The sequence below is a fragment of the Novosphingobium sp. PhB55 genome (assembly GCF_004368805.1).
Lineage (GTDB): Bacteria > Pseudomonadota > Alphaproteobacteria > Sphingomonadales > Sphingomonadaceae > Novosphingobium.
On sequence record NZ_SODQ01000006.1, the window covers coordinates 17,578 to 30,769 of the forward strand.

9 protein-coding genes are annotated in these 13,192 nt (G+C 64.8%); 1 reads left to right on the forward strand and 8 read right to left on the reverse strand.

Annotated elements, in window-relative coordinates; translation table 11 throughout:
• Both EDF57_RS15530 and thyA read right to left on the reverse strand, forming a co-directional pair.
• The gene (locus tag EDF57_RS15530; RefSeq protein ID WP_132262135.1) at positions 1-1,299 is read right to left on the reverse strand and encodes a thiamine pyrophosphate-dependent enzyme; all 1,299 of its coding nucleotides are present in this window, start codon (positions 1,297-1,299) and stop codon (positions 1-3) included.
• 154 nt (positions 1,300-1,453) lie between these two features.
• Positions 1,454-2,458 carry a thymidylate synthase gene (gene thyA / locus EDF57_RS15535; protein ID WP_134094933.1) on the reverse strand — a complete coding sequence of 335 codons (1,005 nt, stop codon included), beginning with the start codon at positions 2,456-2,458 and terminating at the stop codon, positions 1,454-1,456.
• 199 nt (positions 2,459-2,657) lie between these two features.
• On the opposite strand from thyA, the gene EDF57_RS15540 reads away from it, so the two are divergent.
• Positions 2,658-4,790: a TonB-dependent siderophore receptor gene (locus tag EDF57_RS15540; protein ID WP_134094934.1), complete on the forward strand. Its 2,133-nt coding sequence runs from the start codon at positions 2,658-2,660 to the stop codon at positions 4,788-4,790.
• A 144-nt stretch (positions 4,791-4,934) separates the two neighbouring features.
• Here EDF57_RS15540 and EDF57_RS15545 read toward each other — a convergent pair whose 3' ends face one another.
• The 6 genes from EDF57_RS15545 to EDF57_RS15565 form a co-directional block, all read right to left on the reverse strand.
• The gene (locus EDF57_RS15545; protein ID WP_132262130.1) at positions 4,935-5,822 is read right to left on the reverse strand and encodes an OmpA family protein; all 888 of its coding nucleotides are present in this window, start codon (positions 5,820-5,822) and stop codon (positions 4,935-4,937) included.
• A gap of 591 nt (positions 5,823-6,413) precedes the next feature.
• Positions 6,414-7,196, reverse strand: coding sequence for a hypothetical protein (locus EDF57_RS15550; protein ID WP_134094935.1), 783 nt, complete (start codon positions 7,194-7,196; stop codon positions 6,414-6,416).
• A 97-nt stretch (positions 7,197-7,293) separates the two neighbouring features.
• Entirely contained in the window at positions 7,294-8,670 is a 1,377-nt protein-coding gene (locus EDF57_RS26025) for a TonB-dependent receptor (protein ID WP_243841087.1), read from the reverse strand.
• Positions 8,565-9,581: a TonB-dependent receptor plug domain-containing protein gene (locus EDF57_RS26030; protein ID WP_243841088.1), complete on the reverse strand. Its 1,017-nt coding sequence runs from the start codon at positions 9,579-9,581 to the stop codon at positions 8,565-8,567. The genes EDF57_RS26025 and EDF57_RS26030 overlap by 106 nt, the downstream gene beginning before the upstream one ends.
• 101 nt (positions 9,582-9,682) lie before the next feature.
• Positions 9,683-10,882: a helix-turn-helix domain-containing protein gene (locus EDF57_RS15560; RefSeq protein ID WP_134094936.1), complete on the reverse strand. Its 1,200-nt coding sequence runs from the start codon at positions 10,880-10,882 to the stop codon at positions 9,683-9,685.
• A gap of 112 nt (positions 10,883-10,994) precedes the next feature.
• Positions 10,995-13,184, reverse strand: coding sequence for a TonB-dependent receptor (locus tag EDF57_RS15565; RefSeq protein WP_134094937.1), 2,190 nt, complete (start codon positions 13,182-13,184; stop codon positions 10,995-10,997).
• Between the last annotated feature and the right edge of the window lie 8 nt (positions 13,185-13,192).

The window sequence follows — 13,192 nt, forward strand, 5'->3', positions numbered from 1 at the left end:
TCACTCCTTCCACTCCGGCCATTTGATCTGTCGCTCGCGAATGGCCTGCTCGGCCTGTTCCTGGAGATGCCACGGCAAATCCTCGAACACGTCTTCGAACATGGTGTGGAACGGATGGTGCAGACCGTGGCCGAGGATGCCGTTCTTCTCGGCCTCCTTGGTGGCCGCCTTGACCTGCTCGGCCAATTCGCGGTCCATCGCCTGGTGCTGTTCCTCGGACCATTCGCCCAGCGCGATCAGATGGCGCTTGAGGCGCATGATCGGATCGCCCAGCGGCCAGTCCTCCGCCTCGCGCGCGGAGCGGTAGGCGCTGGGATCGTCCGAAGTGGAGTGGCCTTCCGCGCGGTACGTGAAGTGCTCGATCAGCGTCGGGCCCTTGTTCGCGCGGGCCCGGTTGGCAGCCCATTCCATCGCTGCGTAGACCGCCAGGATGTCGTTGCCGTCCACACGCAGGCCGGCGATGCCATAGCCCGCCGCCCGTGCCGCGAAGGTCGTGCGCTCCGCGCCGGCGAAGCCGGAGAAGCTGGAGATCGCCCACTGGTTGTTGACCACGTTGAGCACGACCGGTGCGTTGTAGACCGCCGCGAAGGTCATGGCCGCGTGGAAGTCGCCTTCCGCGCTGGAGCCTTCGCCCACGAAGCTGGTGGCGATGCGGGTGTCGCCCTTGATCGCGCTGGCCATGGCCCAGCCCACCGCCTGCGGGAACTGCGTGGCGAGATTGCCGGAGATCGTGAAGAAGCCGTAGTCCTTGGCCGAATACATGATCGGCAACTGGCGGCCCTTCAGCGGATCGGCGCGGTTGGAGTAGATCTGGTTGATCATCTCCACCAGCGGATAGCCGCGGGCGATGAGGATGCCCTGCTGGCGGTAGCTGGGAAACACCATGTCATCCGCCGCAAGCGCATGGGCGCAGGCGATCGAGATCGCCTCCTCTCCAGTGCACTTCATGTAGAAGCTGGTCTTGCCCTGCCGCTGGCCGCGATACATGCGATCGTCGAAGGCGCGGGTAAGCGCCATCGTCGCGAGCATGCGGCGCAATGTCTCGGCATCGAGACCGGGATTCCACGGACCGACCGCGCGGTCGTCGTCGCCCAGCACGCGGATCATGTCCAGCGTCAGGGGCCAGGTATCCTGTGCCTCGCAGGCCTCGTCCGGCCGGGCCAGAAGGCCCGGTTCGGGGATTTCCAGGTGCGTATAATCTACCGTATCGCCGGGCCGATACTTCGGCTCGGGGACATAGAGATCGAGTGGCGGCAAATTGCCGCGTGGCTTGCCTGTGCGAACCGGGCCTTCGGCCATTCTGGTTATCCTCTCCCGATGTTACGGGCCGCGAAAACCTGAACTGCGCAAGGAAAAAGGGACGAACCTGGCGCGTTTCAAAATTCCACGGTCAGGTCATATTATTTCAACCTCCAGCAATGTCAATCCATAGTGAGAGGCATCGAAACCAGCCTCAAACCGCCACGGGAGCGGCGATATGGGCCTGCGGCGCGTAGCCCGAGACCACGAAATCCTCGATGCGGTAATCGAAGATCGAATCGGGCTTGCGGGCGATATCCAGATGGGCCTCTCCTTGCGGGACCCGCGAAAGCTGCTCTTCGACCAGCGCCGCGTGATTGAGGTAGAGATGGACATCGCCGCCCATCCAAACGGCCTCGCCCGGCTCAAGGTTGCATTGCTGTGCGAACATCCGCGTCAGGAGCGCCAGGGACCACATGTTGAAGGCGAAGCCCAGGCCCAGGTCGCAGCTTCGCTGGTAGAGCGCGCAGGAGAGCCGGCCATTGGCGACGTGGAACTGGTAGGTCTTGTGGCAGGGCGGCAGGGCCATGGCATCGAGTTCGGCGACGTTCCAGCCCTCGATGATGTGGCGGCGGCTGCCGGGATTGGCCTTCAGGCTCTCCACCACTTGCGCCACCTGGTTCACGCCGTCCGCACGCTTGCGGAACATGCCCTCGCCCGCATCCTCGTAGACCGGCCAGTCGACCCATTGCTTGCCATAGACCGGGCCGAGATCGCCCCATTCCGCGGCAAAGGCGGCATCCTCGACGATGCGGCGCGAGAAATCGGCGCGCGCGATCGCCTCGCCGGTTTCGCGGCGATAGCGGTCCAGGGGCCAGTCGGTCCAGATTTCGACGCCTTGTGCGCAGAGCGGGCGGATATTGGTCTCTCCGGTCAGGAACCAGAGCAGTTCGCGGGTGGCCGTCTTCCAGTAGACCCGCTTGGTGGTGAGCAGCGGCATCGCCCCGCCGGACAAGTCGAACCGCACGGTCGCCCCGAAAACCGAGCGCGTGCCGACGCCGGTGCGATCCACGCGCTCGTCGCCCTCCTCCCAGATGCGGCGCATGAGATCGAGGTATTGCCACTCCCAGTGGCGCGCGGCCTTCGGGGCGGCGCCAGTATCGGGGCCGGAGTCAGGGCCGGAGTGAGAGGCAGAATCAGCGGTCAGTGTCTCGGTCATGCCGGGGAGCCTAGCCCAATGCCGACGCCAAGGAAAATAGCGGCGAGGCTTGCGGAGAGAAGGAAAGGAACAAGGCGGCCTTCCCTCCACTGTTGCATCCGGGACACAGTTTCCGGCGAATGATCCTCGCGCATTGATAGTCATTCCTATTAGCGTTAACGGCGCAGTTATTGAGAATGACTTGCATGAGGGAAAGTCTATGAAATCCGCCCGCTCGCTCGCCCTTTGTGGCGTTGCGCTCCTTGCCGTATCGACCGCCGCCACTGCCCGTGCAGAGGATCAGGCCCCGAGCGTTGCTGGCGAAACCGGCGTGGAAGATGGCAGCATCGTCGTCACGGCCGGCGTTACCGGTACCAAGACGGAAACGCCGCTGATCCAGGTCCCGCAGCCGCTCACCGTCATCACGTCCGACACGTTCACCTCGCAGGGCGCCATCTCGATCAGCGACACGGTGAAATATGCCGCCGGCGTCCTGGCCAATCCCTACGGCCGCGATACCCGCGTGGACGGCTTCAACATCCGCGGCATCGATGCGCTGCAGTTCCGCGACGGCATGCGCGACATCTTCAGCTATTACGCCAGCATCACGGCCGATCCCTACAACTTCTCCCGCGTGGAAATCGTGCGCGGCCCGGCATCGGTGCTGTTCGGCCAGGGCTCGATCGGCGGCCTCGTGAACCTGGTCTCCAAGACCCCGGAGTTCAAGACCGGCGGTGAAGTGAACCTCGTCTATGGCAGCTTCGACCGCAAGGAAGCCATGGGCGACGTCAACCTGGCCCTGGCGGACAACCTGGCGATCCGCGCCGTCGGCCGCGTGCGCGATGCCGATACTTACGTCGATCACGTCCCCGACGACCGCGTGATGTTCGCCCCGTCGATCCGCTGGCAGCCCACCCCCGACACCGACATCGTGCTGACCGGCCTCTACCAGGAGGACGATACCGGTTCGACTTCGCAGTTCCTGCCCATCGTCGGCACGTTCAGCCCCAATCCGGCAAACCCCACTGGCCGCCTCGGTCGATATACGTTCGTGGGCAAGGCGGGCTGGGATCGCTACGCTGGCCGCACGCTGCAGGGCGGCGGCGCGATCACTCACAAGTTTTCCGACGCTGTCCGCCTCAGCGTCAAGGCCCGCTACATCGACAGCGACCTCGAATACAAGACGCACTACGCCGACAGCTATTCCTATCCGCTCGATCCGTACTCGGTCTATGGCACCGATGGCCGCACCATCGGCCTGACCGCCGATGCCAGCGACGCGCGGATGAACGTCTTCTCGACCGACAACAACCTGCAGTTCACCTTCAACACCGGCGCCAACATCGAACACAAGCTGCTGCTCGGCCTCGACTACAGCTGGAACAAGGTCGGCAAGCGCAATGCCAGCGGCAACGAAGTGGTCGATCTCTACGACATCGACTACGATGCCTTGCTGACTTACGAGCCCACCGGGCCCTTCGCCAATGTCAGCCAGAAGCAGCTTGGCGTCTACGTTCAGGATCAGATCCGCTTCTACGACCGCGTCTCCGTCGTGGTGGGCGCCCGCCGCGACCACGTGACGTCGTCCGCAGGAACCGAGGACAACGCCACGACATTCCGCGCCGGGATCATCGGCGAGATCGGCGCCGGCTTCTCACCCTTCTTCAGCTATACGGAAAGCTTCCTGCCGCTGGCCGGCACGCTGGCCGACAGCACCGGCACGCCCGGCGCGCCCTTCAAGCCCCAGACCGGCAAGCAGTTCGAAGCGGGCGTGAAATGGCAGCCGGAGCCGAGCACGCTCGTGACGATCACGGCCTTCCACATCAAGCAGCGCAACCGCGTCATCTACGGCCCCGGCTCGGCCATCGACCAGTCCGGCGAACTGACCACGAAGGGCGTGGAATTCGAAGCCAGCCATACCCTGCCGGGCAACTTCGAACTGCTGGTGAACTACGGTTACAACCAGCTCAAATCCGAAGTGAACAGCAGCCTCGACTATATGCCCCGCCACACGGCGTCGGTATGGTCGACCAAGACCTTCGGCGTTACCGACGACGCCCAGCTGCGCCTCGGCGCCGGCGTGGTCTACAGCGGCAAGAGCATTTCGACCGGACTGATGGACCCTTACGGCCTGAACCCCAGCGTCATTCCTGCCGGTTCGCTCTATTCGGTCGTCACGCCTTCGCGCACCACCGTCGACGCTCTGGCGGAGATCAACTGGGATAGCTGGCGCCTCGCACTCAACGCGACGAACCTGCTCAACAACAAGTACTTCGCCTCCTGCCTGGCGCGTGGCGACTGCTTCGTGGGCGCGCCGCGCAACGTCATGGCGACCCTGGGATATCGTTTCTGATAGGCTGAGCGCAAAAAACCCGTGCTTCCGCATGATCGGAAGCACGGGGCTTGCAGGATCCGGCGAGTGGCTGCGACTTGAGAGTCGAACATGCCGTTCGCCGAACCTGGACCAGCGGGGCGGGCCATGCCCGCCCCGTTTTCCTTACAGGCCGTCGAGGCCCTTGCTGACCAGGATGTTCACCGCAACGCGGCGGTTCTGGGCCTTGCCTTCGGCAGTGGTGTTGTCCGCCAGGGGATCGGCTTCGGACATGCCGGTCGGCGTCAGCATGCGATAGGGCTTCCAGCCGCAAGCCTGCTGCAGGTAGTTGACGACCTTGCCGGCGCGCTTCTCGCTGAGAGCCTGGTTGAAATCGGGGCTGCCCGTGGAGTCGGTGTAGCCGACGACCAGCAGCAGCGCGTTATCCATGCCCTCGGCCGAGCTGGCGGCTGCGCAAAGCTCCTGCTGCGCCTGGGGCGACAGGACGGCCTTGCCGGTGTCGAAGTTCACGTTGGTCGTGCTCTTGACGTTGTACTGGTCGATATCGCCCATGCGGCCGCGCAGGGCTTCGGTGGCAGCCGTCTGCTCGGCAAAGCGCTGGTCGGTGCCGTTATGGATCATCGAGGCGGTCTTCAGATCCTTGTTCTGAAGATTGATCTGGCTGGCGACCAGACCCGCGCCCGACTGCATCGTCTTCACCGTCACCGGCAGGCCGTTGAGCAGCTGGGTGGCGGGCAGCTTGTTGCTCGCCATGCCGAGGAAGCCGCCGCTGGCCTTGATCTTGGTGGCATCGTTGATGGTGATGACCGAATTGGCGCCATCCGCGCTGGTCACCTGCATGCGGGCGCCGCTGCGCGCGGAAATGATGCCCTTTACTTCGGGGCCTTCGGTCATTTCGCCCGCGTCAACCGGGCGATCGCCGTAAACGGTTGCCGAAACGTCGGCCGCAGGCGGTTCCTGTTCCTGCGCCTGGACAGACAGGCTGACCGAGGCAGCGCCGGTCAGCGTGGCGAGCAGCAAGAGAACTTTGGGGCTTTTGGACATGATAGACATCGCGCTACTCCTTCAAACTCGACCAATCGGGCCTGCGTACAGCAGCTTTTCGTCCGACTGCCGGCGGGGCCAAAATGCGCCCTCGGCTGTCGAAGCCCGTCCCTTTAGCTTCGTATGATATGCGGCACGGAGCCTCACCTGAACGCTATGGATCTTCTGGGTGTTCAGATTAACCTTGCGGGCGCATGAACACCCCCGGCATGCCGGGTGGTTGTGCAGGTAATTCGGGCGCGCCGTGCGACGAACCGTTGTCTACAGGGTCGCGCGGGGCATCATGTCTTGTTGAATGCGCGCAATATAGAACCCGGCGCGGTGATGATCCCTCGCCGTCAATACACAAAGCAATCGGCTGAGTTCACGGGCAAATTTGCCGCAGCGCTGCGAGGGAGCGGCCTTAGCTGTTCGTCCGGGCCTGCGAATCTGTTGCGGCGCTGTCTGCGACGACTTCGAGCCCGAGCGCCCTCCTCTGCCGTCGGCTTTCAGGTATGGCACACATGCCGTTGAATAGGCGTGGTTTTTCAAGAGACCAACGCCCGATGACCGGAGTAGCAAGAATGCTGCCGGTCATCGGGTGCGTTCGGGAGCGGGAGTTCAGGCCGAGGCTTCGGTGATGAGCCGGGCCTGCGCCATCGTCAGCTGGGCGATCACGTCGCTCAGCAGATAGACTTCGCGGCCGCGCGTCCAGGGCTGCGCGGAGCGGGGATCGTAGTGCACGGGCAGCGGCACTTCGCGCGCGGCGGCGGCGGCGGTCATGCCGTTCTTGCGCGACACCAGGATGCAGCGCTTCACATGGTCGCGGTGGCCCACGACGGCCACTTTGCCCAGAGCCTGCGCCGTACCCGCCCGGGCGACGGCGGCCTGGGCCACTCCGTCCGTGCTGAGGTAGGTCTTGCGCCCATCCGCGCCCTTCACCGGAAAGATCGCGAAGACATCCTTCATCCGGTACTTCTCGGCCAGGATCTGCGCGATTTCCCACTGCGCGTAGACAGGCACGTCCCGCACTTGCCTGATGGCATGAACGGCATCGGCCAGCATGGCGTTGATCGGACCCGGCTCCGGCGTTTCCTCGCCGTCCGAAAGGCCGGTCCTGGGATCGACCTTGCCCGTGGCCGAGCGGTAGCCGAAGCTGTAGGCGACGACGCTCTCTGCCTCGCGCACGGGAAAGCTCGGATATTCCCAGCGAAATCCGGCGTCGGCAATATGCGATGCGAGCTGGCGCGCGGTGGCCTCGTCGCCCAGCTCGCCCTGCAGGGTCTGCGCCATCAGCTGTTCGAGGGAGCCGAGATCCGCCCCCCGTGCCCTGCCGGGATCGAGCGCCTGCGCCAATGCGGATGGTGCGGCCAGGAGAGTCGTCGGCGCACCGACAAGAAGCATTCGCCGTGTGGTCATGGCATGGTCCGTGATGGAAGGTGCAAGGAATTCCCGCCGCCATGTCGGTGGCGGCGGGACAGGTCTGCTTGCCGGGTTGGCGTCAGAATTCGAAGTTGACGAAGCCGCCCACCGTGCGCCGGGCATTGGGCGAGGTGTAGTGGAGCAGGCCCAGCACGCCGTACTGCTGCCAGCCCGTGGAGAAGTACTTGTCGAAGAGGTTGCGGGCATAGACGCCCACTTCCACGCGGCTGTTCGGCAAGGTGACGCTGACCCGGCCATTGACGAGGCCATATCCCGGCACGTTCGAATAGGCAGGCTGGCCGACGACGGTCCAGTACTCGCTGCGATAGGCGTAGTCCGCGTGAGCGCGCAGCCCCATGCCCGAGCCGAATTCGTGGTCGTAGTCGATCGAAGCGGTGCCCGACCATTCGGGCGAGTTGGTCAGGCGCGTGCCGGTGTAGTTGGTCGTCGCGTTGTAGACGTAGTCGGTGAACTTGGCGTCGGTATACGTCACCGCGCCGGAAAGCTGCAGGCCGCGCATCGGCTGCACGACCAGGCTGCCTTCGACGCCCTGGGTGCGCAGGCCACCGGCATTGCCGATCACCGTGGCGTTGATCAGCCCCCCCGAACCGTCCGGGATCTGCGTCAGGATCGTCGCCTGGAAGTCCTTGAAATCGGACCGGAAGGCATCGAGGTTGAAGCGCAGCCGGCGGCCGAACCATTCGGACTTGATACCCGCTTCCCAGGCCTTGACCGTCTCGTCCGCATAAGGCGCGTACTTGTTGCCGACGAAGGCGATGCCGGCCGGCTTGTAGCCGGTGGAATAGCTGGCATAGACCATGACATTGTCGGCAAGCTGGTACTGCGGCGCGATGCGGAACGAGAAGTTGTCACCCTTCACGCGGCCGAAGTCGAAGGCCGGCGCGGCGCTGGAGGCCACGAAGTTGGGCGTATAGCCCGCGACCGATACCGGGTTGATGGTGACGTAGTCCAGGCTCTGCGAATTGTTGTCATGCGTGTAGCGCGCGCCCAGCGCCAGGCTCAGGCGCGGCGTGAAGTTGAACTTCAGCTGGCCGAAGGCCGCCATGGTCTCGTTCACGGCATCGAACAGCGAGGCATTGCCGTCCTCGCCAATGGCGCCGGTCAGCGCGATCAGCGTGGGCAGCGGCGTGCCGGCGGCATTGTAGAGCGGCTGGCCGCCGGTCGACCACTGGAGCTGGGTCTGGCGGGCATGAAGGCGGTTGTAGAAGGCGCCGACGAGATATTCCACGAAGCCGCCCGTCGGCGAGGCGAGGTGGATTTCCTGGCTGAACTTGTCGGTATCGAGCTGGCCCAGGTTGAAGGGAATATAGGCGTAGCGGTCGTAAGGCGTCAGGCTGGCCGGGGTCGAATTGTCGTAGCCGGTGACGCGGTAGGCCGTGATCGAGGTAAGGTCGTGATCGCCGATCTTGGCTTGGCGCGCAGCGAAGCGCCCCATTCCTCCGTGGTGATCTCACCGAACGAGGAATCCGCCGTGTCCGCGCTCCGGGGGCCGGGGTAAACGCCCAGTTCGTTGAGGATCGCCGTGACTTCGGCCGGCTGGCCCGAGACCGGAGTACGCACGCTGCTGTCCCAGTGATAGGCATAGTCGCCGGAGACCGTCAGGTTGAAGCTGTCCGAAGGCTCCAGGTAAAGGCGCGCGCGGCCGCCATATTCGTGCTGCGAGCCGACCTTGCGGTTCAGCGTCACGTTGCGGCCGAAGCCGTCGAAGGCCTGGTCGAAGCCCGAGACGCGCAGCGCCGCGATCGGGCCGAGCGGGACGTTGACCGTGCTGTTGAGGATGCGTTCGTCATGCTCGCCGAAGCTGGCGCTGCCGCGCAGGGACCATTCCCCGATCTGCGGCTTGGTGGTCGTCACCGCGATCACGCCCGAAGTGGCGTTCTTGCCGAACAGCGTGCCCTGCGGGCCCATCAGCACGTCGACGCGGGCGATGTCCACCAGGCCGGTCAGGCCGTTGGCGCGCTGCCCGTCCATCACCACGTCGTCGACGACCACGCTGACCGACTTGGCGTTCGAGAAGTCGAACGAGGTGCTGCCCACGCCGCGGATCTGGAAGGCCGCGCCCTGGGTCGGGTCATACTGCACGCCGGGCATCGTGTACTGAAGATCGGTGACCGACGTGTAGCCGGTCCTGGCCAAGGCCTCGCCGTCGATCGACTGGATCGCCAGTGGCACTTTCTGGCTGCTTTCGGCGCGGCGCTCGGCCGTCACCGTGATTTCGGGAAGGGCGTCGTCCGCGTTCGGGCTCGCCTCTTCGGCATGCGCGGCCAGGGACCAGCACGGCGCCAGTGCGCCGGCGAGAATCGTCGAGAGAAGGTGGATGGTACGCTTGCGCGGGAAAGCAGACATGGGGGCTCCGTCCTGTTGACCGTGGGTCTCAGGACGCGCCTCTAGAACGGCATCATGACTCTTTCAGGACAGCCGTATTGTCTTTTTTTCGATATTTTACGTCATATCAAAACACCCGTACCGCCCTTCGTGAGAAGCCGGACCATATCCGGCCCCGGCAACCAATCCGCTTCCGTGGCCAGGCTGCGCAGGCCGTTGCCGATCGAGGCCACGACCAGCGCCTGGACCCGCGCACGGTCCGAATCCACCGGAACACCCAGCCACCCGGCATATTGGGCATGGACGTTTTCGGCGCGGCGACGGCGCATATCGATGGCGAAGGGCCGAAATCCCGGATCGGTCAGCGCCGCAAGCGCGCACTCGTGCGTCAGGCGGATGATGTCGCCGCTGCCCAGCCTGGCACCGGTGTCCCGGATCTGGCCGCGCAGCCGCAAGTAGACCGCCTCCACCCCCGCGAAGAGAATGTCGCGATGGGTGGGGAAATGGTGGGCCACGCTTGACGTCGCCACGCCCGCGACTTGCGCCACCGCACGGTGGGAAAGCACGCCCACGCCCTGCCCCACGATCAGGTCCGCGATATGCTCGGCTATGGTGCTCTTGGTTCCCTGCTGCGGCAGCGCGCTCTCGTCGAGCGCGGCGGCAGCGGGCACGGCCAGCCGCTCCACGAGGGCCATGTGCCACCGCGACCCGGCCGGGTCGCCGCTGCCCTGCCCGCCGCGCAACATGCCGCGCACCGTGGAATGGCGCAGCAGCCGGTAATCGGTCTCGTCGGACAGGACGATCGAGAAGACCTGCTCATCCAGGCAATAGCAGGCGATGAAGCGCGCCACCCGCTCGCCCTCCGGCGTGGACGGCAGAATGTCGCGCCAGAGCCCCTCGGCCTCTTCGAACAGCAAGGCGATGGCCGGCAGCGCGCTCGGCTCCCGAGCCGCCAACAGGGCCAGTTCGCAAGTGACGATCGCGGAAGTGCGGCGGCCATGCGCGCCCTCGTCCAGCCATTCGCAGACGAGATCGGCCAGCAGGCCCGAGCCGAGCACATCGTGCCCCGCCACGCGCGCGCGCCATTCCCGCCGCGCGCGGGCCATGAGTTCGATCTCCCGGTCGAGCACGGCCGCGATCAGCGCGGCACGATCGCCGATGCGATAGCTGATCGACCCGACCGAAGTCTCGGCTTCCTCGGCAACGGTGCGCAGGCTCATGCCCGAGATCCCCCGCGCCGCCGCCACGCTGCGGGCGGCATCGACGAGGCTGGTGATGTCACGCGGGTTGGAGCGGGTTTTGCGGTCGCCTGGGGATGTCATCCCACCGTGCATATCGCCCGTGGCGGCGCAGTCCAGACGGCGCCGCGTATTTCCGCATGGCGCAAGTGCGAAGGCGGCCGGTCGCGATGTCCGGCCGCCTTCGCGAAGCGGATCAGAACTCGATCGAGGCCGAGGCCTTGAAAGTACGCGGTCCGCCCTGGAGCAGCTGGGTGCCGAACACGGCAAAGGCGGATGCCCAATACCGCTTGTTGGCCACGTTATCGACGTTGAAACGCAGCGTCAGCGGCCTGTCACCGCCCAGCAGCGCGACATAGCGCGCGCCGAGGTCGAAGCGCGTCCAATCGTTCAGCTCCAGCGTATTGGCCCGGTTCACCGCCTGCTTGCCGGTGTAGACCACGCGTCCGGTCAGGGTGAGCGCGGGAAGGAAGGGCATGTCCCATTCCACGTTGGCGTTCGCCAGCAGGTCCGGCACGCCCACTGCGTCATTGCCCTCATCCACGCCGCCATCGGTGCGGCGCAGCTTGGCATCGTTGTACGTGATGCCGCCGATGACGCGCAGGCCGTCGGTCGGCTCGCCGTCCATGGTGAATTCGATGCCGCGGTTCCGCTGCGTGCCGAAGTTGCCGAATTCATAGAGGCCGGGGTTGTCCGCATCGGGACGATAGAAACTGTTCGGCTTGTCGATCTGGAACACCGCCAGCCCGGCATTGAAGCGGCCCAGGTTCACCTTGCCGCCCACTTCGTACTGGACCGACTTGACCGGCGGCAGGACCTGCCCGCCGTTGGACACGGCCACATCGACGCCGTTGATGTTAATCAGGCTCGCAGCCGCAGCGCCCTGAGCGAGGCCTTCGATGCGGTTGCCGTAGAGCGACAGGCCTTCGGTAGGCTTGATGACAATGCCGACGACGGGCGTGATAGCATCCTTATTATACCCGCCCGACTTGGCGCCATCACTGTAGGCGTAGGATGTCGTCTTGATCTGCTGAAGCCGCAAGCCTCCGATGACCAGAATGCGGTCTTCCCAGAATCCAACCGTATCCGATGCAAAGACGCTGGACACGCGGGTCCTGCTGATCGGAAACGGATCGTCCAGATCGCCACCGGAAGAGGCTGATGCCGGACGGGCCACAACCGGCGTATCGTAAAGATTGGTGCTGTAGGACATGAGCGAGTCGTAAGCGTTGCGGTTGACCTGCCAGCTTGCGGCAATGCCTACATTGACCTCGTGACTGATGCCGGAGCCGTTCAGTTTGACGCGCAAACCACTCGTGGCCGACTCGTTGTTGTCCGTCCGTGGAGCGTGGAAACCACTGCCCGTAGCGGCGCCGGTGGCCGGATCAAGCAGGGTGATCCCGGCCGTGATCTGGTCTTCCTTGCCGTCGCGCGCGCCGAACTTGGCGTAGACCATGGCATTGTCGGACAAGTCGTATTCCGCGCTGAAGGTACCGAAGAAGTCCGTCGTCTGGATGAGGCTCCAGGGCTGGGAATAATTGGCATCGGCGCCCGGTACGCGCGGAATCACGTCGCCGATCGCGACTTTGGGGCGCCAGTTGGACTGGCGCAGGCGCTGGTAGTTGACGTTGAACATGGCACGCAGCGGGCCGCTGTCGTAATCGACCGTGGCGCCCACGACATAGCTCGAATGGAACTCGTCCTTGATCGCGATGTCGCCGCGGCGCGCCGATCCGTTGACGCGAATGCCCCACTCGCCGTTCTCACCGAAGCGGCGCGCGACATCCACGGCGCCCGAGAAATGGGAATCGGAAGTATAGCCCACCGTCGCGCGGATCATGTCCCGCTCGGCCTTCTTGGGCATCAGGTTGACGCTGCCGCCGATGCCGCTGCCGCCGGGAGCCGCACCGTTCAAGAAGGCGCTGGCACCATTGATGACCTGCACCGAAGAGAACAGCTCCGGCGCGACGAGCTGGCGCGGGGTGATGCCATAGAGGCCATCGAAGCCGATGTCGTCCGAATTGAGTTCGAAACCGCGGATGACGAACACTTCCCCGGCAATGCCGAAGCCCAGAGTGGTGCGGATCGTCGGATCGTTCTCCAGCACTTCGCCCAGGGTGTCCGGCTGCTGGTTCAGGATCAGCGCCTCGTTATAGGCGCGCAAGTTGAACGGGATGTCTTCCGCCGCCTTGTTCCCCAGCGCGCCGAGGCTGCCGCTGCCGCTGACCTGGGTCTGGTTCATGCGCTGCGCGGAAACGAGAATTTCCGCAGCGCTTTCCGGCGCGGGATCGGCCTCCTGCGCCAGCACCGCCATCGGCGCCAGGGCGCTCACGCCTGCCAGGAGAAGCGCGGAAAAACGAGAGGTCTCGCGATTGTTGATTGTCATGAATTCCA